At 70.5% G+C, this 21,644-nt stretch carries 22 protein-coding genes; 9 read left to right on the top strand and 13 right to left on the bottom strand.

Translation table 11 applies throughout. The features are described 5' to 3' along the window. The first annotated feature begins 37 nt into the window (after window positions 1-37). From ACSQ18_RS15075 to ACSQ18_RS15065, 3 genes are read left to right on the top strand one after another with little or no spacing between them, the layout of a single operon-like run. Complete coding sequence (locus ACSQ18_RS15075) at window positions 38-1,177, top strand: thiamine pyrophosphate-dependent dehydrogenase E1 component subunit alpha (RefSeq protein ID WP_436038273.1); 1,140 nt, start codon at window positions 38-40, stop codon at window positions 1,175-1,177. Continuing rightward, complete coding sequence (locus tag ACSQ18_RS15070; RefSeq protein ID WP_436038271.1) at window positions 1,174-2,190, top strand: alpha-ketoacid dehydrogenase subunit beta; 1,017 nt, start codon at window positions 1,174-1,176, stop codon at window positions 2,188-2,190. Before ACSQ18_RS15075 ends, ACSQ18_RS15070 begins: the two co-directional genes overlap by 4 nt. A gap of 47 nt (window positions 2,191-2,237) precedes the next feature. Continuing rightward, complete coding sequence (locus tag ACSQ18_RS15065) at window positions 2,238-3,572, top strand: dihydrolipoamide acetyltransferase family protein (protein WP_436038269.1); 1,335 nt, start codon at window positions 2,238-2,240, stop codon at window positions 3,570-3,572. 239 nt (window positions 3,573-3,811) lie between these two features. Here ACSQ18_RS15065 and ACSQ18_RS15060 read toward each other — a convergent pair whose 3' ends face one another. Further along, complete coding sequence (locus tag ACSQ18_RS15060) at window positions 3,812-4,822, bottom strand: LacI family DNA-binding transcriptional regulator (protein ID WP_436038267.1); 1,011 nt, start codon at window positions 4,820-4,822, stop codon at window positions 3,812-3,814. A gap of 184 nt (window positions 4,823-5,006) precedes the next feature. Here ACSQ18_RS15060 and ACSQ18_RS15055 point away from each other — a divergent pair, with 184 nt between their 5' ends. From ACSQ18_RS15055 to ACSQ18_RS15030, 6 genes are all read left to right on the top strand, one after another. Continuing rightward, window positions 5,007-6,026 (top strand): glycoside hydrolase family 68 protein, encoded by a 1,020-nt coding sequence (locus ACSQ18_RS15055; RefSeq protein WP_436038265.1) that lies wholly within the window; start codon window positions 5,007-5,009, stop codon window positions 6,024-6,026. Further along, window positions 6,023-7,267: a serine hydrolase domain-containing protein gene (locus tag ACSQ18_RS15050; protein ID WP_436038264.1), complete on the top strand. Its 1,245-nt coding sequence runs from the start codon at window positions 6,023-6,025 to the stop codon at window positions 7,265-7,267. Before ACSQ18_RS15055 ends, ACSQ18_RS15050 begins: the two co-directional genes overlap by 4 nt. 109 nt (window positions 7,268-7,376) lie before the next feature. Continuing rightward, window positions 7,377-8,684: an ABC transporter substrate-binding protein gene (locus ACSQ18_RS15045; RefSeq protein WP_436038262.1), complete on the top strand. Its 1,308-nt coding sequence runs from the start codon at window positions 7,377-7,379 to the stop codon at window positions 8,682-8,684. 4 nt (window positions 8,685-8,688) lie between these two features. Continuing rightward, complete coding sequence (locus tag ACSQ18_RS15040) at window positions 8,689-9,660, top strand: carbohydrate ABC transporter permease (RefSeq protein ID WP_436038260.1); 972 nt, start codon at window positions 8,689-8,691, stop codon at window positions 9,658-9,660. Next, window positions 9,657-10,481 carry a carbohydrate ABC transporter permease gene (locus ACSQ18_RS15035; protein WP_144806640.1) on the top strand — a complete coding sequence of 275 codons (825 nt, stop codon included), beginning with the start codon at window positions 9,657-9,659 and terminating at the stop codon, window positions 10,479-10,481. The genes ACSQ18_RS15040 and ACSQ18_RS15035 overlap by 4 nt, the downstream gene beginning before the upstream one ends. Window positions 10,482-10,726: 245 nt before the next feature. After that, entirely contained in the window at window positions 10,727-11,776 is a 1,050-nt protein-coding gene (locus ACSQ18_RS15030) for a metal ABC transporter solute-binding protein, Zn/Mn family (RefSeq protein WP_436038258.1), read from the top strand. Between the two features lie 36 nt (window positions 11,777-11,812). Here ACSQ18_RS15030 and csrA read toward each other — a convergent pair whose 3' ends face one another. From csrA to ACSQ18_RS14970, 12 genes are all read right to left on the bottom strand, one after another. Continuing rightward, complete coding sequence (csrA, locus tag ACSQ18_RS15025) at window positions 11,813-12,067, bottom strand: carbon storage regulator CsrA (protein WP_144806638.1); 255 nt, start codon at window positions 12,065-12,067, stop codon at window positions 11,813-11,815. Window positions 12,068-12,085: 18 nt separating this feature from the next. Next, window positions 12,086-14,152, bottom strand: a complete 2,067-nt coding sequence (locus ACSQ18_RS15020; RefSeq protein WP_436038256.1) for a flagellar biosynthesis protein FlhA — start codon at window positions 14,150-14,152, stop codon at window positions 12,086-12,088. Then, window positions 14,149-15,246, bottom strand: coding sequence for an EscU/YscU/HrcU family type III secretion system export apparatus switch protein (locus tag ACSQ18_RS15015; protein ID WP_436038254.1), 1,098 nt, complete (start codon window positions 15,244-15,246; stop codon window positions 14,149-14,151). Before ACSQ18_RS15015 ends, ACSQ18_RS15020 begins: the two co-directional genes overlap by 4 nt. Then, window positions 15,243-16,004 carry a flagellar biosynthetic protein FliR gene (locus tag ACSQ18_RS15010; RefSeq protein ID WP_436038252.1) on the bottom strand — a complete coding sequence of 254 codons (762 nt, stop codon included), beginning with the start codon at window positions 16,002-16,004 and terminating at the stop codon, window positions 15,243-15,245. Before ACSQ18_RS15010 ends, ACSQ18_RS15015 begins: the two co-directional genes overlap by 4 nt. A gap of 22 nt (window positions 16,005-16,026) precedes the next feature. After that, window positions 16,027-16,302, bottom strand: coding sequence for a flagellar biosynthesis protein FliQ (gene fliQ / locus ACSQ18_RS15005; RefSeq protein WP_144806634.1), 276 nt, complete (start codon window positions 16,300-16,302; stop codon window positions 16,027-16,029). Beyond that, window positions 16,299-17,138, bottom strand: a complete 840-nt coding sequence (fliP, locus tag ACSQ18_RS15000; RefSeq protein ID WP_436038458.1) for a flagellar type III secretion system pore protein FliP — start codon at window positions 17,136-17,138, stop codon at window positions 16,299-16,301. The genes fliQ and fliP overlap by 4 nt, the downstream gene beginning before the upstream one ends. Window positions 17,139-17,234: 96 nt before the next feature. After that, window positions 17,235-17,729: a flagellar biosynthetic protein FliO gene (locus tag ACSQ18_RS14995; protein ID WP_436038250.1), complete on the bottom strand. Its 495-nt coding sequence runs from the start codon at window positions 17,727-17,729 to the stop codon at window positions 17,235-17,237. A 61-nt stretch (window positions 17,730-17,790) separates the two neighbouring features. Further along, on the bottom strand, window positions 17,791-18,438 hold the full coding sequence (gene fliN, locus ACSQ18_RS14990; protein WP_436038249.1) for a flagellar motor switch protein FliN: 648 nt from the start codon (window positions 18,436-18,438) through the stop codon (window positions 17,791-17,793). Then, complete coding sequence (locus ACSQ18_RS14985) at window positions 18,435-19,361, bottom strand: flagellar motor switch protein FliM (RefSeq protein ID WP_436038247.1); 927 nt, start codon at window positions 19,359-19,361, stop codon at window positions 18,435-18,437. Before ACSQ18_RS14985 ends, fliN begins: the two co-directional genes overlap by 4 nt. A 233-nt stretch (window positions 19,362-19,594) precedes the next feature. After that, window positions 19,595-20,422, bottom strand: coding sequence for an OmpA/MotB family protein (locus tag ACSQ18_RS14980; RefSeq protein ID WP_436038246.1), 828 nt, complete (start codon window positions 20,420-20,422; stop codon window positions 19,595-19,597). Then, window positions 20,419-21,222: a motility protein A gene (locus ACSQ18_RS14975; protein WP_436038245.1), complete on the bottom strand. Its 804-nt coding sequence runs from the start codon at window positions 21,220-21,222 to the stop codon at window positions 20,419-20,421. Before ACSQ18_RS14975 ends, ACSQ18_RS14980 begins: the two co-directional genes overlap by 4 nt. Beyond that, window positions 21,222-21,578 carry a flagellar FlbD family protein gene (locus ACSQ18_RS14970; RefSeq protein ID WP_436038244.1) on the bottom strand — a complete coding sequence of 119 codons (357 nt, stop codon included), beginning with the start codon at window positions 21,576-21,578 and terminating at the stop codon, window positions 21,222-21,224. The genes ACSQ18_RS14975 and ACSQ18_RS14970 overlap by 1 nt, the downstream gene beginning before the upstream one ends. Between the last annotated feature and the right edge of the window lie 66 nt (window positions 21,579-21,644).

Here is a 21,644-nt window from a genome sequence, read left to right as displayed (position 1 = left end):
GCAGTCCTCCGCATGTGGGGAGCGTTAGCGTGGGTACATGACCCCGCCTGACGATCCGGCGCTCGTGCGCGTTCTGGCGGCGGACGGGACGTTCGCCCCCACCCCCGAAGCCGAGCGCTATCTGCCGCTCATCGACGCTCTCCCCGACAGCGACCTCGAGACGTTCTACCGCGACATGGTCACGGTGCGCGCCTTCGACCGGCAGGCGACGAACCTGCAGCGCCAGGGCCAGTTGGCGCTCTGGCCGCCGTCGTTCGGGCAGGAGGCGGCGCAGGTCGGCTCGGCCCGCGCGGCCCGCCCCCAGGACCACCTCTTCCCGTCGTACCGCGAGCACGTGGTCTGCACGATCCGCGGGGTCGACCCGATCGACATCATCCGCCTCATGCGCGGTCTCACGCACGGCGGCTGGGATCCGACCGACCCCAAGAACGGCAACACGCGCATCTACACGCTCGTGCTCGGCTCCCAGACGCTGCACTCGGCGGGCTTCGGCATGGGGCTCGTGTTCGACGGACGCACCGGCACGGGCGACCCCGAGAAGGACGAGGCGGTCATCGTCTACTACGGCGACGGTTCGTCGAGCCAGGGCGACGTGCACGAGGCGATGGTGTTCGCCGCGAGCTACCGCACCCCGCAGGTCTTCTTCCTGCAGAACAACCACTGGGCGATCTCGGTGCCCGTGAGCACCCAGTCGCGCACGCCGCTCTTCCAGCGTGCCGCCGGATACGGGATGCCGTCGATCCAGGTCGACGGCAACGACGTGCTCGCCAGCTACGCCGTCACGAAGACCGCCCTCGACGAGGCTCGCGCCGGTGAGGGCCCGCGCGCCATCGAAGCGCTCACCTACCGGATGGGCGCCCACACGACGAGTGACGACCCCACGAAGTACCGCACGTCGGAAGAGGAGCAGTCGTGGGCGCAGCGCGACCCGATCGCCCGCATGCGCGCGTACCTCCAGAGCCGCGGCGCCTCCGACGCGTTCTTCGAGGGCGTGGATGCCGAGGCCGCCGCCTACGCCGACGACGTGCGGGTCCGCACGAACGCGCTGGGCGACCTCGACCGCGAAGTGATGTTCGGCCACGTGTACAGCGAACCCCACCCGCTCGTCGACGAGCAGCGCCGCTGGCTCGCCGACTACGAGGCGTCGTTCGCGTCGACCGAGGGAGGCCACGCATGAGCGTCGTGGAGCAGGGGACGGATGCCGTGGCATCCTCCGTCGTGACGATGCCGTTCGCGAAGGCCGTCAACGCGGGACTGCGCGCCGCGCTCGCCGCCGACGACCACGTGCTGTTGATGGGCGAGGACATCGGTCCCCTCGGCGGAGTGTTCCGCGTCACCGAAGGGCTCCAGGCCGAGTTCGGCAACACGCGCGTGCTCGACACGCCGCTGGCCGAATCGGGCATAGTCGGCACCGCGATCGGGCTCGCGATGGCCGGCTTCCGACCGGTGTGCGAGATCCAGTTCGACGGGTTCGTCTTCCCCGCCTTCGACCAGATCACCTCGCAGCTGGCCAAGCTCACCAACCGTCACGAGGGCGTACTGCCGTTCCCCGTCGTCATCCGCATCCCGTACGGCGGTCACATCGGCGCCGTCGAGCACCACCAGGAGAGCCCCGAGGCGTACTTCGCGCACACCCCCGGGCTGCGGGTCGTGTCGCCCTCGACGCCGAACGACGCGTACTGGATGATCCAGGATGCGATCGCCTCGAACGATCCGGTGATCTTTCTCGAACCCAAGGCGAAGTACTGGATGAAGGGTGAGGTCGACACCGCCGCCCGCGCGCTGCCGCTCCACGCCTCGCGCGTCGTCCGCCGCGGTACCGACGTGACCCTCGTGGGCCACGGCGCCATGGTCACGACGATGCTGCAGGCCGCCGCGCTCGCCGAGGGCGAGGGTACGTCGTGCGAGGTCATCGACCTGCGGTCGCTGTCGCCGATCGACTACGGCCCCATCCTCGACTCGGTGCGCCGCACCGGCCGCATGGTCTACGCGCAGGAGGCGTCGGGGTTCACGTCGGTGGGCTCGGAAGTCGCGGCGACGGTCATGGAGAAGGCGTTCTTCGCGCTCGAAGCTCCCGTGCTGCGCGTCTCGGGGTTCGACGTCCCCTTCCCGCCTGCCAAGCTCGAGGGACTGTTCCTCCCCGACGCCGACCGCATCCTCGAGGCCGTCGACCGCGCCCTCGCCTACTGACATGTCGTACTCTCGGTCCACGACCGGGGCCTGACGAAGGAGCCGCCATGAGCACCCAGACCTTCCACCTGCCGGACGTCGGCGAAGGCCTCACCGAAGCCGAGATCGTCCAGTGGCGTGTCGGCCCGGGCGACACGATCGCCGTCAACGACGTGATCGTCGAGATCGAGACCGCCAAGTCGCTCGTGGAGCTGCCGTCGCCCTTCGAGGGCGTGATCGGTGAGCTCCTCGCGGCCGAGGGCGACACCGTGACCGTCGGCGCCCCGATCATCACGATCTCCGGCGGCGAGGCCGACGCCTCGGCCGGGCTCAGCGAACACGGGGAGAAGCCGGCCGAAGCGGATGCCGGGGGAGCGGTGCTCGTCGGGTACGGCACCGGTGGCGCCGTGACCTCGCGTCGGAGCAAGCCGGCCCCCCGTGACGAGGCCGTCCGCGCGTCGGCGGGCGTCGTGGCCAAGCCGCCGGTGCGCAAGCTCGCCCGCGACCTCGGCGTGGACCTCGCGCAGGTCACGGCATCCGGACCTGCCGGCGAAGTGACGCGCGACGACGTCGTCCGCCACGCCGACCAGGCGTCGGTGTTCCGCAACATCGCCACCCCCGACCGTCCCGCCGAGCGGGAGCAGACCATCCCCGTGCCGGTGGCTGTGGCATCCGTCGCCGCGCCGGCGCTCGTCGAGGGTCGCGAGGAGGCGATCCCCGTCAAGGGCGTGCGCAAGGCGACGTCGTCGGCCATGGTGCGCTCGGCCTACACGGCCCCGCACGTCTCGGTGTGGACCGACGTCGACGCGACGCGGACCATGGAACTCGTCAAGCGGCTGAAGGCATCCCCCGACTTCGCCGACATCAAGGTGTCGCCGTTGCTGATCATGGCGCGCGCCGTCATCTGGGCCGTGCGTCGCACGCCTCTCGTGGGTGCCGCATGGATCGACCGCGAGGACGGCACGGCCGAGATCCGCGTGCGCAACTACGTGAACCTCGGGATCGCTGCCGCCACGCCCCGCGGCCTGCTCGTGCCCAACATCAAGGACGCGCAGGACATGAACATGCGCGAGCTCGCGAAGGCGCTCGAGAAGCTCACCCTCACCGCCCGCGAGGGGAAGACGAGCCCCGCCGACCAGCAGGGCGGCACGATCACCATCACGAACATCGGCGTGTTCGGGATGGATGCCGGAACGCCCATCATCAACCCGGGGGAGTCGGGCATCGTCGCGATGGGAACGATCCGTCAGAAGCCGTGGGTCGTCGACGGCGAGGTGCGCCCCCGCTTCGTGACGACCGTGTCGGGCTCGTTCGACCACCGCGTCATCGACGGCGACGGCATGAGCCGCTTCATCGCCGACATCGCCTCGATCCTCGAGGAGCCTGCGCTGCTGCTCGACTGAGCCGTGGCATCCGGGGTTCGCTTCTCGCTTCTCGCGCCTCCAGTTCGCCGAGCTGGTTCGCCGAGCTGGTTCGCCGAGCTGGTTCGCCGATTCAACACCTTTCCCACGAGACAACACGATTCTCGCGCGGAAGTCGTGTTGTCTCGGCGAAATGCTGTTGACTCGGCGAAATGCTGTTGACTCGGCGGAGGGAGTGGCGATCGGGGAAGCGGGGAGCCGCGCCGGGGAAGCGCGTCCGCTCAGGAGATCGAGGCGCGGATGACGGCGGGCATCTCGATCAGGGTCTCCCCGTGCGGCTCGGACGACAGCAGGATCTCCACGGCCCGGCGACCCATGGCCTCGTGCGGCAAGGCGACGGTCGTGAGGCCCGGCCGGAGGTAGGCGGCGAGCTCGTCGTTGTCGAACGAGACGAGCGAGATGTCGTCGGGGATCGACCGGCCCGACTCGAGGATCGCCTGGTAGGCGCCGAAGGCGAGACGGTCGTTCATGCAGAGGATGGCGCCGATGTCGGGATGCCGGTCGAGCAGCTCGACGGTCGCGTGATACCCCTCGTCGGGTTCCCACAGCCAGATGGACACCTCGTCGACGAACGACAGCCCGCGTGCGGCCATCCCCTCACGGATGCCGGCCACGCGCCGGGCGACGGTGGCGGAGCGGAAGAGGTCACGCTCGACGTCGTCGTTCTGGCCGAGGAGCGCGATCGAGCGGTGGCCGCGGTCGGCCAGCAGGTCGACGGCGCGCCGGCCGCCGCCGTGCTCGTCGGGGAGGACGGCGGCGGGGTGCTTGGCGTTGGTCGCGTTGAGCATCACGACCCCGGTCGACGGCGGCAGATCGGGGACGAAGAACTCCCGCGCGCGCATGCTCGCGAAGATGATGCCGTCGACCTGCCGGTCGAGCACCGCCTCGACGGCCTCGCTCTCTCGTCCGGGGTCTCCGCCGGTCTCCAGCACCAGCATCACGTGGTTGGCCTGCTCGGCCGCCGCGAGGGCACCGCGGATGAGGCCGCTCGCGAAGCGCGTGGTCGCGACGACGTCGGAGATGAACGCGATCGTCAGCGTCTTGTCGGTGCGCAGGCCCCGCGCCGCGACGTTGGGACGGTAGCCGAGCGCCTGGGCGGCGGCGAAGACGCGGTCATGCGCGTCTTGCGACAGGCGGGTGCCGGGGCGGCCGTTGAGGATCATGGATGCCGACGTCGGCGACAATCCGGCCAGACGAGCCACGTCGGCGAGCGTCGCGCGCTTGCTGGACATCGACTCTCTCCTCACGGCGCACGGCGGACCGGTGTCGCTTGACATCCGGCGCAGCGCGCGGAACCATTCTAGCTAAACCCATTTAGCGGGAACTGTCGAGACTGCCGACGATGGCAGCCGCACCCGCGACTCTACGGGGTGACGGCGTGCGACGCTCATTCCGTCGCCGGTCAGGATCGACACGATGACGTTCGCACGGGAAGACCACTGGGTGTGGGACTTCTGGATCGCCGACGACGGCGACCGCTACCACCTGTTCTATCTGCACGCCCCGACGTCGCTCGGCGACGAACGACTCCGGCACCGCAACGCCCGCATCGGGCATGCCGTCTCGCGCGACCTGCGCGAATGGGTCGATCTCGGCACGGTGCTCGTGCCCGGGGGGCCCGGCGAGTTCGACGCGACCGCGGTGTGGACCGGCTGCGTCGTCCAGGGCGGCGACGGGGTGTGGCGCATGTTCTACACCGGCTCGCACTTCCTCGGCGAGGAGTCGATCGCGAACATCGAGTCGGTCGGCGTGGCCACCTCGCGCGACCTGCACACGTGGGAGCCGTCGCGGCATCCCGTGGCCACCGCCGACCCGCGCTGGTACGAGACCCTCGCCGACGGCACGTGGCGGGAGGAGGCCTGGCGCGACCCGTGGGTCTTCCCCGACCCCGACGGCGACGGCTGGCACATGCTCGTGACGGCTCGCGCGCGCAGTAGCCACGCGGGCGCCGACGGCGTGCTCGACACCGACGGCCTGGTCGACACCGACGGCCTGGGTGACGACCGCGGCGTCATCGGCCACGCGGTCTCCGCCGATCTGGAGCACTGGGAGGTGCGACCTCCCCTGAGCGCGCCGGGGGCGGGCTTCACGCATCTCGAGGTGCCGCAGCTCGTGAAGGTGGACGGGGCCGACGTCCTGCTCTTCTCGTGCGATGCGCGGGCTCTTGCCGGGCCCCGCTCCGGCGGACGCGGCGGAGTGTGGCAGCTTCCTGTCGAGGCGGTCACCGGCCCGTTCGATCCGTCGCAGGCCCGGCTGCTCGTCGACGACGGACTGTACGCCGGTCGTATCGTCCACGATCGCGCGGGCGATCCCGTCCTGCTCGCGTTCGAGAACGGGAGCGGCGAAGAGTTCGTGGGACGCATCAGCGATCCCGTCCCGCTGCGCTGGGATGCCGAGCACGGCTGCGTCGCGGTCGCCGCGGAGTCGCGCGCATGAGCGCCCCGATCGAGGGGACGGTGGATGCCGGTTACGAGCCGGTGGCGGATGCCTTCCGCGACGTATTCGACGACCCCTCGAGCACGGGGGCCGCACTGGCGATCGTGCACGAGGGCCGGCTCGTCGTCGACGTGTGGGGCGGAGTCGCGGATGCGCGGACCGGCCGCCCCTGGAATCGCAACACCCTGAGCGTGGTGTTCTCGTGCACCAAGGGGCTCATGTCCATCCTCGCCGCGCGGCTCGTGCAGGAGGGTCTGCTCGACTACGAGGCGCCCGTGACGGCGTACTGGCCGGAGTTCGCGGCGGAGGGCAAGGGCGACACGACGGTGGGCGACCTGCTCGCGCATCGCGCGGGGCTTCCCGCGCCGCGGACGCCGATTCCTCGGGAGATGCTCTCGGACGGCAAGCTGATCGCCGATCGGCTCGCGTGGCAGGCGCCGCTGTGGACGCCGGGCAAGGCGCACGCCTACCACCCGATCACGCACGGCTGGCTCATCGGGGAGGTGGTCCGCCGGATCACGGGCGTGAGTCCCGGGGCGGCCTTCCGGCGGTACGTGGCCGACCCCGTGGATGCCGAGTGCTGGGTCGGCTTGCCGGAAGAGCACCTGTCGCGGGTTGCTCACATGGCGGTGGGATCGTCGCTGGCGGCGCTGACGGCGCAGCAGGAGGCCGACGCCCGCGCGGCGGGCGGCATCGACTGGCCCGGCGTCGCGATGACGCTGGGCGGCGCGCTGCCGCGCGAGCTCGTGGGCGACGACCCCGCGGCGCCCGGGGGCGAGGGCTTCAACGATCCCGTCGTGCAGCGCGCCGAGATCCCGGGGGCCGGAGGCATCGCCACCGCACGCGCCCTCGCGTCGGTGTGGGCGGCGACCCTCCCCGCGGCGAACGGTGACGGACTGCTCGCACCGGAGACCCTCGGCATCGCGACGGCGCTCCGGTCGGCCGGCGAACCGTTCTTCCCCGCGCCACCGCCGTGGCCGCGGTGGGGCGCGGGCTTCCAGCTCGACAGCGGCGCGCGACGGTACCTGACCCGGCGCGGCTTCGGCCATGACGGCGCGGGCGGACAGGTCGCGTTCGCCGACCCCGAGGCGTCGGTGGGTTTCGCGTTCCTCACGAACCGGATGGAGGCGGGGGAGGATCCTCGCGCCGCCCGCATCGTCGACGCGCTTCGCGAGATCGTCGTCGGAACCGTTGACAGCGGCGACGGCATCCCTCATGATGAGGGTGCTAAGTCGATTTAGCACCGCGGATTGCACTCCCCGCGGACCCGAGTCCTTTTGACGAAGGGAGACATTGGTGTCTCAATCACGTTCCCACAGGTCCATTCCGGCAGCAGGGGCTTTGCTCGCCGTGGCCGCGCTCGGCCTCACCGCCTGCGCCCCTCCCGGCTCCGGCACCCCGGCGCCGACGTCCTCGGCGCCCGCCGCGGGTGCGGAGGCGACGTGCGGCACCGACGACGTCGTGCTGAGCGCCTACATCGAGACGGGCTTCCCCCTCCCGAAGGCGCTGTTCGACGAGTTCACGGCCCAGTACCCCAACGTCACCTTCGACGTGCGGGAGGACCAGTTCGCCGTCCTCACGCAGAACGCTCCGCGCGTGCTGCAGGACAACCCGCCCGACCTCATGCGCCTGCCGCAGATGTCCGAGCTCGCGTCGGGCGGCCTCCTGCTCGACCTCGACCCGTACGCCGAGCAGTTCGGCTGGACCGAGTGGCCGGAGTCGCAGCTCGCCCAGCTGCGCGTCGACGACGAGGGCCGCCGAGGCAACGGCCCGCTGTACGCCATGGGGCTCAACTTCTCGATGACGGGCGTCTTCTACAACAAGGACCTCGCCGCCGAGATCGGCATGACCGAGGCTCCGAAGACGATCGACGAGCTCGACGCCGCGCTCGAGGCCGCCAAGCAGGCCGGGATCACGCCGATCGCGCAGTTCAACGGCGGCGCGACCGGCGGACTCATGTTCCCGCTGCAGGCGCTCATGGCCTCCTACGGACCGACCCAGCCGCTCAACGACTGGATCTTCCACACCGAGGGCGCCACGATCGACACCCCCGAGAACCTGGCCGCCGCGGAGCACCTGCAGAAGTGGGTCGAAGCGGGCTACTTCGCCGACGACGTCAACTCGATGGACTACTCGCAGATGATGAGCCGCTTCATCGGCGGCGACAGCCTGTTCATCTTCAACGGCGACTGGGAGTCGGGCAACCTCGACACCCAGATGGCCGGCAAGGCGGGCTTCTTCCTGATGCCCCCGCTCGAAGAGGGCGGCACCCAGTTCGGCGCCATGTCGGCACCGCTCACCTACGGCATCGCGGCGGGCGCGAAGAACCCCGACTGCGCGGCCTTCTTCCTCGACTGGGTCGCCACCGACGAGAAGGCGCGCACGATCACCGTCGAGGTGGGCGGTTCGCACCCGATGGGTCCGGCTGACGCGTTCATGCCCGAGGTCGACGCCGACTCGGTGACGGCTGCGACCCTCGCCGCCGGCACGCAGGTCAACGAGGTGAACGGCGCGATGGACTTCCTGGCGAACGCCACCGGATCGATCTACGCCCAGAGCTGGACGCCCAACATCCAGCAGCTGGTCGCCGGCAAGCAGGATGCCGCGGGCCTGCTGAGCGCGGTCGAGGCGGACTACCAGGCAGAGGTCGGCGGCTGACCCGATGAGCCGTCTGCCCGAGGGTGCTGCGCCGGTGAAGGCCGGCGCAGCACCCTCACCTTCCTCCCCCCGCCCGGCGGCGGCCCGGCGCTCGCCGCGCCGCCGCCGGTTGCTCCGGTCGCTGCCGGTGTACCTCCTGGTGCTGCCCGCCGCGCTCTTCTACGGCATCTTCGTGCTGCGACCGATCGTCCTGACGGCGCAGTACTCGCTGTACGACTGGAACGGCATCCAGCCCGCGACATGGGCCGGCTTCGCCAACTACGTCGAGGTGTTCACGAACCCGAAGCTCGTCGGCTCGATCCTCAACGCGTTCGAGCTGATCATCTACTTCAGCATCGTCCCCGTGATCCTGGCCCTCTTCGCGGCCAATGTGATCCGCGGGATCGCGACCAGCCGGCTCTCGGGCATCGCGCGCACGGTGCTCTTCCTCCCGCAGGTGATCCCGCTGGTCGCCGCGGGCATCATGTGGAGCTGGCAGTTCTCCAGCAACGGCATGGTCAACGAGGTCTTGCGCGCGGTGGGGCTCGGTGCGTTCGCGCGGGCGTGGCTCGGCGACTTCGACACCGCGCTCCCCGCCGTCGGCGTCATCGGCGCCTGGGTGGCGGTGGGCCTGTGCCTCATCCTGCTGCTGGCCGGAATGTCGAAGATCGACCAGAGCCTCTACGAGGCGGCGCGCATCGACGGCGCAGGTCCCATCCGCGAGTTCGTGTCGATCACGCTGCCCGGCGTGCGGCAGGAGCTCGCCGTGTGCGTCATCATCACGGTGATCGCGGCGCTCGCGAGCTTCGACATCATCTACATCTCCACGCAGGGCGGCCCGGGCAACAGCACGTTGGTGCCGGGCCTGCAGGTCTACTACCTCGCGTTCTTCGACCGCGAGATCGGCACGGCATCCGCCCTTGCCCTCACTCTGATGGCGCTCGTCCTGCTGGTCGTGCTGCCGCTGCAGCGCCTGCTGCGGGGGAAGGAATCATGATCGTCGCGGCGAGGGAGCGGTGGCTGGGCGTCGTGCTGCTCATCATCCTGATGGCGGTGACGATCGTCCCGTTCGTGAGTCTGTTCATCACGGCGCTCCACCCGCAGGGCACGTATCCGCCGGGGCTGACCTGGCCGGAGACGCCGCACTGGGAGAACTTCGCGCTGGCGTTCCAGTCGGCCGACATGCTGAAGCTGCTCTGGTCGAGTGTGCTGATCGAGCTGGCGGTGGTGCCGGTGGCGATCCTCATCGCGACGCTCGCGGGCTTCGCGCTCGGACACCTGCGGCCCGTGGGCGGACGCGCGGTGTTCATCGTGTTCCTGCTGGGCCTGACGCTGCCGCTCGAGGGCATCATCGTGCCGCTGTACTACCAGATCCGCGACATGGGACTCCTCAATACCCGCTGGGCGCTCATCCTGCCGCTGATCGGTCTGTTCATGCCGTTCGCGGTCGTGTGGATGCGGGCGCACTTCATCAACATGCCGACCGAGCTCTCGGAGGCGGCGCGGGTCGACGGCGCGACGACGTGGCAGCTCTTCTGGCGTATCCACGTGCCCCTGTCGAGGCCGGCGATCAGCTCGCTCGCGATCCTGCTCTTCCTGTGGACGTGGAACCAGTTCCTGCTCGCGGTGGTGCTGGTGAGCGACCCGACCCAGCGCACGATGGCCGGCGCGCTCGGGGCGTTCCAGGGGCAGTGGGGCACCGACATCCCGCTCCTGTGCGCCGGATCGCTGCTCATCCTCACCCCGACGCTCATCGTCTTCCTCGTGTTCCAGCGCCAGTTCGTCTCCGCGCTGCTTCAGGGGTCGCTGAAGGGCTGAGGCGGGCGGATCCGCCGCTTCTTCTCTCCGCCGCCGCCCGTCGCTTCTTCTCCCCGCCGAGACAACATGTTTCGCGCGAGACCACATCGTTGCAGCGCGAGAACGATGTTGTTTCGCACGACACGTGTTGTCTCGGCGGGGGTGGAGGGCTTGGCGGGGGGTGGAGGGCTTGGCGGAGCAAGGGCTCCCGGCATCCGCCTGCTCGCGATTTGAGAATGATTATCAGTAGTGCATAAGATCGGGGCATGGCCCGGAAGATCCTCACCCCCTGGAAGACCCTCACCCCGCGGAAGACGCTGATCCCCGGCGCGCTGCTCGGCGCGACCGCGCTCGTGCTCGCCGGCTGCGCGTCGACGCCGACAGACGCGACGGACGACGGCGCCGTGCAGGTCGTCGCCTCGACGAGCGTCTACGGCGACATCGTGCGCGCCATCGCGGGGGATGCCGTCGGGGTGACGTCGATCATCAGCTCCACGAGCCAGGACCCGCACTCGTACGAGGCGTCCGCGAGCGACCAGCTCACCGTCTCCCGCGCCGACCTCATCATCGAGAACGGCGGCGGCTACGACGTTTTCATCGACGGTCTCATCGATGCGTCGGGCTCGACCGCGCACGTCATCACCGCCGCCGAGTACTCGCACGACTGGCCCGACAACGAGGGCCACGACCACGCGGAGGGCGACGACCAGGGCGACGATCACGCCGACGACACGGCGACCGAGGATGCCGCGGCCGACGATCACGATCACGCCGGGCACGACCACATCGAGGGCTTCAACGAGCACGTCTGGTACGACCCGCACACCGTCGAGCACGTCGCGGAGGCCATCGCGGAGGAGCTCACCGAGCTCGTCCCGGGGGAGAAGGCCACGTTCGACAGCGGCCTGGCCGACTTCGTCGCCGGCATCGGCGACCTGGAGACGTCGCTCGCCGACGTCGCCGCCGCCCACGAGGGCGACAAGATCTTCGTGACCGAACCGGTGCCCCTCTACCTGACGGCCGCCGCCGGACTCGAGAACGTGACGCCGGAGGCCTTCAGCGAGGCGGTCGAAGAGGGCCAGGACGTTCCGCCCGCGACGCTCCTCGAGGCCACACGGCTGCTCGACGCCGGCGACGTGCGCGCCGTCATCGTGAACGCGCAGACCGGTGGCGCCGAGACGACGCAGGTGATCCAGACGGCGGAGGCCGCCGGCATCCCCGTCGTGGAGTTCTCGGAGATCCTCCCGGACGGCCAGTCCTACCTCACCTGGATGGCGCAGAACATCGACGATCTCGAGGCAGCACTGGCGTCCTGATCGGAGTCGGACTCCTGATCAGGAGCGCAGAGACGCTCAGTCGGCCGGCGCGGCAGGATCGCGCCGGCCGTTCAGCGCGCGCTGGAGCGCGTCCTGCGTGGCGGCGGGCGACTGCACGGCGGCCCGGTTCTCGGACTCGACGGCCGCGACGATCTCGGCGCGCTGAATGCGGGTCTCGCGCGGAGCCTGGATGCCGAGCCGCACGCTGTCGCCCTTGATCTCCACGATCGTGAGCTCGATGTCGTCGCCGATGAGCACGCGCTCACCGATCCGCCTCGTCAGAACCAGCACTCGTTCACACTACTTTCTTCAGCCCGCTTCGATCGCGTGCGGTTCGGAGACGGTGTCGCGGACGACGCCGATCGTGTCGATCGCGAGGCCGCCGGCAGTCGCCTCGGTGTACGACAGCACGGGGAGTCCGTCGGTCTGGGTCGAGACCAGCCGCCGCACCGCGGTCCGCAGCGACGGTGCGCACACGAGCACCGGTTCGGGTCCCGGTCCCGACGCGGCCACCGCCGCCTTCGTCGAGGCGATGACCGCCTCCAGCCGTCGCGGGTCGAGCGCGAGATGCACGCCGTCCTCGCTCGTGCGCAGCGACTCGAGCATCGACTGCTCGAGCAGCGGATCGATCATGACGATCCGCAGGCGTCCGTTCTCGGCGAAGCGGGATGCCACGGCCGGCCCGAGCGCCTGGCGCGCCGCCTCGATGAGGCCCTCGGGGTCGGCGGAGGTCTTCGCCCGCAGCGCCAGCGCCTCGTAGATGCGCACGAGGTCGTTGATCGCGACCCGTTCCGCGAGCAGTCCTTGCAGCACCCGCTGGATCTCGGCGAGGGAGAGGAGCGCGGGAGTGAGCTCCTCGACGGCGGACGGACTGATCTGGCGCAGTCCCTCCGTGAGCTGGCGCACGTCTTCGCGGCTCAGCAGTCGCGACGCATGCGCCTGGATGACGCTGGACAGGTGCGTGATGATGACGCTCGCCCGGTCGACGACGGTGGCGCCGGCGAGCTCCGCGCTGTGCCGCAGCTGCGACGGCACCCACTTGCCGTCGATCCCGAACACCGGGTCGGGCGCCGACGTGCCCGGAAGGGCGTCGAGTCCCGTGCCGAGGGCCAGCATCGAGCCTCGGGGGGCTACGCCGCGCCCCGCCTCGACCCCGGCGACGCGGATGACGTACGTCGAGGTCGGCAGTTCGATACTGTCGCGGGTGCGCACCGGCGGCACGATGAGCCCCATCTCGATCGCGGTCTTCCGCCGGAGCGACTTCACCCGGCCGAGCAGGTCGTCGGGTCCGCCCGTGACGAGATCGACGATGTCCGGCGCGAGCAGGATCTCGAGCGTGTGCACCCGCATCCGCTCCGCGAGTTCCTCCGGGGCGTCGACGGGACGCTCGTCGACGGCGGGGGCGTCGTCGACGGCCTTCGCCTCGGCCGCTCCCACGCGCTGGGCGATGAGGAGAAGGATGCCGCCGATCGCGAGGAACGCGAGCATCGGCATCCCGGGGATGAACGACATGGCGATCGCGGCGCCGCCGGCGATGAGGAGCGCCGTGCGCGACTGGGTCAGCTGGCCCGTCGCCGAGGTGCCCATGTCCGCGTCCGCATTGGAGCGGGTGACGATCATGCCCGTCGCGACGGCCATCAGCAGCGCGGGGATCTGGGTGACGAGGCCGTCGCCGATCGTGAGGATCGCGTAGGTGCTGAGCGCCTCGTCGATCTCCATGCCGTGCGACATCAGTCCGATCGCGATGCCGCCCACCAGGTTGATGACGATGATGACGAGGCCCGCGATCGCGTCGCCCTTCACGAACTTCGAGGCGCCGTCCATCGCCCCGTAGAAGTCGGCCTCGGCGGCGATCTCCGCCCGCCGGGAGCGCGCCTCGGCATCCGTGATGAGTCCCGCGTTGAGGTCGGCGTCGATGGCCATCTGCTTGCCGGGCATCGCGTCGAGCGTGAACCGGGCGCCGACCTCGGCGACGCGCTCGGCGCCCTTGGTGACGACGACGAACTGGATGACGATGAGGATGAGGAAGACGACGATGCCGATGACGAGCGAACCGCCCACGGCGATCGCGCCGAACGCGTCGATCACCTGCCCCGCGTGCGCCTCGCCCAGCACGAGCTTCGTCGAGGCGACGTTGAGCCCGAGGCGGAAGAGGGTCGCGACGAGCAGCAGCGACGGGAACACGGAGAAGTCCAGGGGCTTTCGCACGAACATCGTCGTCAGCAGTATCAGCAGCGCGAACAGGATGTTCGTGATGATGAGCACGTCGAGCAGCGGGGGCGGCACCGGCACGATGAGCAGCAGGATGATGCCGACGACCGCGACCGGGATCGCGGACTTCTTCAGCAGGCCGTTCAGGCCGGAGGTGCGGTTCATGGCCGGGGGGCCTTCCTCTCGGGGACGGTGTGCACGCCGCGGGCGGAGCCGCGCCGCTTGAGACCGTCGACGAACACGAGCACGCGGGCGACCGCGGTGTACAGGTCGGCCGGGATCTCCTGGCCGAGATCGCACGCGCCGTGCAGGGCGCGGGCGAGCGGGATGTCGCGCACGAGCGGGACGCCCGCCTCGGTGGCGCGCTCCCGGATGCGTTCGGCGATGACGCCCTTGCCCTTCGCGACCACGCGCGGGGCCGACTTGCCGGGCTCGTAGCGGAGCGCGACCGCGACGTGCGTCGGGTTGACGAGCACCACGTCGGCGTCGCCGACCGCAGCGATCATCCGGTTGCGGCTCATCGCCATCTGGCGTGCGCGACGCTGGCTGCGGATGAGCGGGTCGCCCTCGGAGTTCTTGTGCTCGTCGCGCGCCTGCTTCTTGGTCATGCGGGTGTGCTTGCGGTTGCGGCGGGCGACGACGAGGACATCGGCGAGCGCGAGGGCGACGCCCACCGCCACGGCCGTGGCCAGCAGACTCGCGATGCCCGACGACGCCACCTCGAGGAGCCGCTGCACCGGCGACGCCCCGCTCGCGATGAGGAGCGGCATGAGCCCCGCGACCACGACGTACAGGGCCAGGCCGATCGCCGCGGTCTTCAGCAGCGCCTTCGCGCCCTCCCACAGCGCCTGGAGGCCGAACAGGCGACGCACGCCGGAGACGAGGTTGAACTGCTCGAACCGGGCGGGGACCCCGCGCAGGTGTACCCCGCCCTGCACGACCGAGATGATCAGCACGACCACCGACACCGTCACGAGCGTCGTGCCCATGATCGCCGGGATGTCGGACAGCGCGGTCGACAGCGCGGTGAGAGCGCCGTCGACGTCGGGATGCCGGATGACGGAAACGATGCCGACGAACTGCTCCGTGCCGGCGTTCGCCCCGGCGCCGATGAGGGTCGGCAGCATGACGCAGAAGGCGCCGATCGCGACCCACGCGGACATGTCCTGACTGCGGGTGATGCGGCCCTTGCGGTAGGCCTCGCGGAGCTGACGACGCGAGGCCATCTCGGTGCGCTCGCCGGAGTCGGCATCGCTCATCGCACACCCCCGATCAGCAGCTCGACGGCATCCTGGGTCAGCGCGCCCACGACGTTCGGGAGCGCGAGCACGACCGTTCCCGCGAGGACGAGGGTCAGCATGATCTTCACGGGGAAGCCCATCGCGAACGCGTTGAGGGCCGGGGCGACGCGACTCACGAGGCCGAGACCGATGTCGGCGAGGAACAGCACGAGCAGCAGCGGCCCGGCGATCTGCACGGCGGAGAGCATGAGCTGTCCGGCCGTGTCGACGAGGAGCTCCACGGGACGATCGAGCGCGATCATCCCGTCGACGGGCACGGCGGAGAAGCTGCGCGCGAGGCCCGCGAGGATGAGCGCATACCCGTGGGAGGAGACGAGGAGGGCGAGCGCCGTCATCTGGAACAGCCGGGTGAACTGCGCGCCGTTGACGTTCATCTGCGGATCGAAGGCCTGCGCCAGTTGGAAGCCGCCGAAGAGGTCGATGAGGCTTCCGGCCGACTGCACCGCCGAGAAGCACACCGTCACGAGGAACCCGAGGAGCGCGCCCGTCACGAGCTGGGCGAGGAGTGCGAGGATGAACGGCCCCGTGGCGAGCGGCTCGTAGCCGGGGGCGACGGCACCGCTCAACGCGATGGCGATCCCCACGCCCAGCGCCGCCTTGATGCGCGACGGGAACCCGCGGTACGAGAACGGGGGCGCGAGGAAGAGGAACGCGGTCGTGCGGACGGCCGCGAGCCCGGTGGCCTCCAGCCAGGCGAAGTCGATCGGGATGTTCACGGCATCCGCCCCATCCCCGTCCTCAGCCGCCGCTCAACAGCTGAGGGATGCGGTCGAACAGCGCGTGGGTGAAGGTGACCGCCTCGGTGATCATCCAGTTGCCGCAGACGACGAGGGCCACGCCGACGGCGATCGCCTTCGGCACGAACGAGAGGGTGACCTCCTGGATCTGGGTGATCGACTGCAGGAGCGAGATGGCGAAGCCGACGACGAGCGCGGTCACCAGGAGCGGCGCGGCGAGCTTGGCGGTGATGAGCACGCCTTCGAGGGCGATGTCGAGGACCGATTCCGGGTTCATCCCGACCCCGCATAACTCTGCACGAGCGTGCGGAGGATGAGCCCCCACCCGTCGACGAGCAGGAAGAGCAGGATCTTGAACGGCAGCGAGATCATGACGGGAGGGAGCATCATCATGCCCATCGACATGAGGGCCGCCGCGACGACGAGGTCGATCACGAGGAACGGCACGAAGATGACGAAGCCGATGATGAAGGCGGCGCGCAGCTCCGAGATCATGAACGCGGGGATGAGCGTGATGAGCGGCGTGCTGGCGGGTTCGTCCGGGTTGTCGGCGCCGGAGAACCGCGTCATGAGCGCGAGATCCTCCTCCCGCGTGAACTGCAGCATCCAGGTGCGGAGGGGATCGGATGCCGCGCCCACGGCATCCGTGAAGGTCAGGCCGCCGTCGGTATAGGGCTGGACGGCGACCGTGTGGATCTCGGTGAGCACCGGCCACATGATGAACAGCGTCAGGAACAGCGACAGGCCCGCCAGCACCTGGTTCGGGGGGATCGTCGGCAGCGACAGCGCGTTGCGGGTCATGGCGAGCACGACGAAGATCTTCGTGAACGACGACATCATGAGCAGGAGCGCGGGGGCGACCGACAGCAGCGTGATCCCGATGAGGGTCAGGATGGAGGCCGAGGGCGTTCCGTCGATGCCGTTGATGTCGACCGTCACGCCGCTCGGCGGAGGTGTCGCGGGGAGCGTCGGGTCGATCGTGTCCGCGAAGGCCGGAGTCGCCGAGAGCACCTGCACCGCCAGGAGGATGCCGAGGACCGCGACCGTGCGCAGCGCCCGGCGCGGGCTGCGGCCCGGGGTGCGGCGGGTGGTGCGGCGAGGCCCGTCGGTGATGCGCGGCCCGTCGGCGTTACGCGGCGGCGCTGTGTTGCGCGGCGGCGCGGTGTTGTTGCGCGGCGGCGCGGTGCGATCCGTCACGAGGGTGCTCCGTCAGGCGCCGATGGCGCGGCGCAGGGCCTGGGACGCTTCGCGGGAGAGCGCCGCCCCGAAAGTCGGACGGGCCTCGCGCTGCGCCTCCCGGTGGGCTTCTCGGTGGGCGCGACGCAGGGGCAGCGAGCCGGGAGTGTCGGTGGAAGCGGCGGTGGCGGTGGCGACGTCGGATGCGGCGGTCGTCACGGGGGCGGCGGCGGTGTCGGTGTCGGCGCTCGGCAGGGAGCTCCGCAGGGCGCGCACGGGCGCGAGGCGCGGGGCGGATGCCGGCACGTCGGGCGCGGCTGTGCCGTCGGTCGGGCGGCTGTCGATCACCGAAACTCCGCCTTCGCCCACGCCGAGGACGTAGCGTACGTTGTCGATCTCGACGACGACGAGCTGCGTCTTGGGGGCCAGGCTGCGCTTGGCGACGATGGTGACGGCGTCGCGGGCGCGGTCCTTCTTCGACTTCTTCGTGACGCCGCCGCGGGCGAGACGCCGCTGCAGCAGCCACACGACGCCGAGGACGGCCGCGAGCGAGACGACGACGCGGGCGGCGAGGAGCAGATCGTCCAGGTCAGACCTCCGCGCTTTCGATGATGCGCGTGATGCGCACCGCGTAGTCCTGGTCGACGACGACGATCTCGCCGTGGGCGATGAGACGACCGTTGAGCTTGACGTCGGCGGGTGCGCCGGCGGACCGGTCGAGTTCGATGATGCGGCCCGGTTCCAGGTCGAGCACGTCGCGCACCGTCATCCGGGTGCGGCCGACCTCGACCGTGAGGTCCATCTCGACGCCCGCGATCCGCTGCAGTCGCCGGGGCGAGGCGGCGCGCGTCTGCGAGATGCGCACGGCGAGGCGGCCGATGGTGCGGCCGGTCTCGTCGGCGAGTTCGAACACCTGCGCGTTCGGGTGCGAGAACAGGGAAGATGCGTCGCCGATCGTCGGCTCACCGAGCACGCTCGGTCCGAACGCGGCGGCCGCGGCATCCAAGGCATCCCGCAGCCGGTCGGCGAGGGGCGTCGCCGCGTCGCCGAGGAGCGCGGACTCGTCGAAGATGACGACGGCCAGCGCGGCGCTCGTGTCTCCCACCGACGAGACCATCACGGCGTCGCCGGTCTCGCCCGACCCGCTCGCGGGGTGGGCAGTCGTGCGGGTGGCGGTGGGGAGCCGGTCGGCGAAGGCTGCGGCGGCGGCGGCTTCGTGGGTCATGGTGCTGGTCATGCGGTCTCCTCGGCGAGGGTGCGGGGAAGGTCGGACGAGGTGACGACGCACGCGAGCCGCGCGCCGTTGGCTCCCACGGCGGCGGATGCCACGACGTGCTCGCCGACCGCGAGATCGAGCGGACGGTCCTCGCCGTGGGGGAGCGAGAGGATGTCGCCGACGGCGAGGTCGAGCACCTCGTCGGGGCGCATGCTGCGCGTCGCGAGGCGCAGCACGAGTTCGACGGGCGTCTCCTCGACGTGGCGGCGGACGACATCCGGGTCGGGTGCGGCGTGCGGAGTCGACGTGGTGTCGGTGAGTCGTTCGAGGAGCACGGCGGCGGGCAGCGCGATGCTCGCGGCCTCCGTGCGGTCGCCGAGGCGCATCGAGAAGCGGGCGACGACGACGAGATCCTGCGCCGAGACGATCTGCGCGAACGCCGCGTTGTACTGCACGGCGCTGACCGCGAGCTTCTCGGACAGGAGGCCGCCGAGCGAGCCGCGCAGGTGACCGAGGGTCTCGTCCATGAGCGACCGCAGCAGCGCGAACTCGATCGGGGTGAGCGCGCGGGTGTCGAGCGTGTGGGCGGCGTCGCCGCCGAGCATCCGCACGATCCACTGGAGGGCGGTCGACACGGGGAACTCGATGATCGCGCGGTCGTCGGAGCCGTCGTCGGTGCAGAGGATGAGGGTCGTCGTGGTGGGCACCGTCGACACGTACTCGTCGTACGTCTCGAGGGTGACGCGGTCGACGGTGATGTGCGACCGCAGCCGGGCCTTCGAGGTCAGCTGCATCGCCCAGAGGCGTGCGAACGCGTCGAACGCGGCGGCGAGGGCACGCGTATGCTCGCGGGACAGCGCGGCCGGACGACCGAAGTCGTGGCGCTCGGGCGCCGCCGGGGACGCTGCGGCGTCGCCGACCCGCACGGTGTCCTCGATCTGCACGGCATCCCTCGCTCTGTGCAGGGTCTTCGACCTGCACGGGCGGGACTATCGGACGCGTGCGCAGGGTCGTTAGCCGCGCGTGGGTGGGGATGCCGCGGTGCAGGCGGTGCGGCTCGTGCGGAGCGGAGCGGTGCGGTGCGGTGCGGTTCGTGCGGTGCGGTGCGGTTCGTGCGGTGCGGTGCTGTTCGCGCGGTGCCGGTGCAGTTCGCGTGGTGTGGTGTGGCGCGGTGCGGTCAGGGGCCTCCCGCAGCGAGCGCATCGAGGCGCGGGAGCTCGGCGCGCACGTCGTCTTCGGCAGCCGACAGCACGACGATGTCGACGCGGCGGTTCTGGGCGAGGGCGGCAGCGCTCGTCCCTTCGGCGAGGGGCCGCGAGGAGCCGTAGCCGACGGAGCTGATCCGGTCGTGCGCCACCTCGCCTTCGTTCGCGAGGTAGCGCAGCACTCCGGTCGCGCGGGCGGAGGACAGCTCCCAGTTGTCGCGGAACGGCGGCGAGGGGCGACGGAAGTCGGCGTGACCCTCGACGGAGATGTCGTGGGTGTCGTCGGCGAGGACGGTGGCGGCCGCGTCGAGCACGGCGCGCGCCTTCGCGCTGAGGGCGGTGCTGTTGGTGGCGAAGAAGGTCTCGGCGCTCTTGAGGCCCATGGTGAGGCCGCGCTCGTCGATCGTGAAGGTCGCCGCCTCTTCGAGCCCCTCCTCCTCGAGTGCCTGCTCGAGCCGCTCGCGCAGCAGGGCGAACGAGTCGTATTCCTCTTCCGCGGTGTTCGGGGGCAGCTGCGGCAGTTCGAAGAACGACTCACCCTCGTCGTCGACGAGATCGGGCGGGACGACGACGCCGGTCGAGACGTCGATGGCATCCGTCTGCTCTGCACCGAAGCCTGTGGCGAGCGATGCGCGAAGCGCCTCGAACTTCTCCTGGTCGACGTTGGACATCGCGAACATCACGATGAACATGCACATGAGCACGGTGATCATGTCGAGGTACGACGCCATCCACCGTTCGTCGGGACCGTGTCCGGCGTCGGCGTGGGCGGGGATGCGGCGGCGACGGGAGACGCTCATGCGGACTCCTCCGCGGGTTCGGCGGCGGCCTTGTCGCCCGGCTTCTCGCGGCGACGCTTGCCGCCGGCGTCAGGCGCGAGAGCGCGCAGGCGCTCCTCGACGAGGTGGTGCGGACTTCCGGCCTGAACGGCGAGCATGCCCTCCGTGAGGAGCGTCATCCGGTCGACTTCGATCTCGGCGAGCCGCTGCAGGCGTGCGCCGATCGGCAGCCAGATGAAGTTCGCCGACAGGAGGCCCCAGAGGGTGGCGACGAACGCGGCGGCGATGAGCGGGCCCAGCGTCGAGGGCTCGTCGAGCTTCTCGAGCACGTGGGTGAGGGAGACGACCGTACCGACGATGCCGACGGTCGGGGCGTATCCGCCGAGGGTCGTGTAGAAGCGCGCGGCGGTGCGACGGACCGACGCCGTGGTGGCGACCTGGTCTTCCATCAGGATGCGGAGGTCTTCCGCGTCGGTGCCGTCGGCGATGTTCTGGAGGGCCTGCCGCAGGAACGGGTCCTTCTCCTCGGCGACGGCGTCCTCCAGCGCGAGCAGTCCCTCGGACCGGGCCTTCTCGGCGTAACCGACGACGGTCACGATGAGATCTTCCGAGGAGCCCTTGAGCCCGCGGAGCGCGCGGGGCAGCGCGCGGACGGCTTCCTTCGCGTCGCGCACGGTGCCGCCCGCGAGACCGATGGCGATCGTCGCGCCGAACACGAGGATCATCGGCGCCGGGAGCAGGAGCGCTTCGACGTGCGCACCTTCGAGCGTGATCATCGCGTAGAGGCCGGCGAAGGCGATCAGGATGCCGATGATGAGCATCAGTCGTCACCGCCTTCGGTGGTGGTGGGGGCGGCGGCGTTGGCGGTGGCGGTGGCGGTGGCGGTGGCGGTGGGGCCGGTGGGGGCCGGCGCGTGCGTGTCGGCGACTGTCGCGTGCGTGTCGGCGACTGTCGTGGCCGTGGCGGCGGAGGTCGTGTGGTCGCCGTGGAGGGCGGAGGTCAGCACGCGGGAGCGGAAGGCGACGACGGCGTCGATGACGGCATCCATCGTTTCGGCGACGACGAAGGTCGCGCCGTCGACCATGACGAGCGTGGTGTCCGGGGTGGCCTGGATGCGCTCGATGAGGTCGGGATTCACCGCGAAACGGGTGCGGTTCAGTCGCGTGAGGACGATCACGAGCACCCCTTCCCTGGTTGATGGTCGGCGAACGCTGGGCGACGCCGGCGGGCCTGCGACATCGTG

This window comes from Microbacterium sp. LjRoot45 (genome assembly GCF_964253325.1).
In the GTDB taxonomy this organism is placed as follows: domain Bacteria; phylum Actinomycetota; class Actinomycetes; order Actinomycetales; family Microbacteriaceae; genus Microbacterium.
The sequence above is the reverse complement of the archived record's forward strand: the minus strand, read 5'-3'. Positions and strand labels throughout refer to the sequence as shown.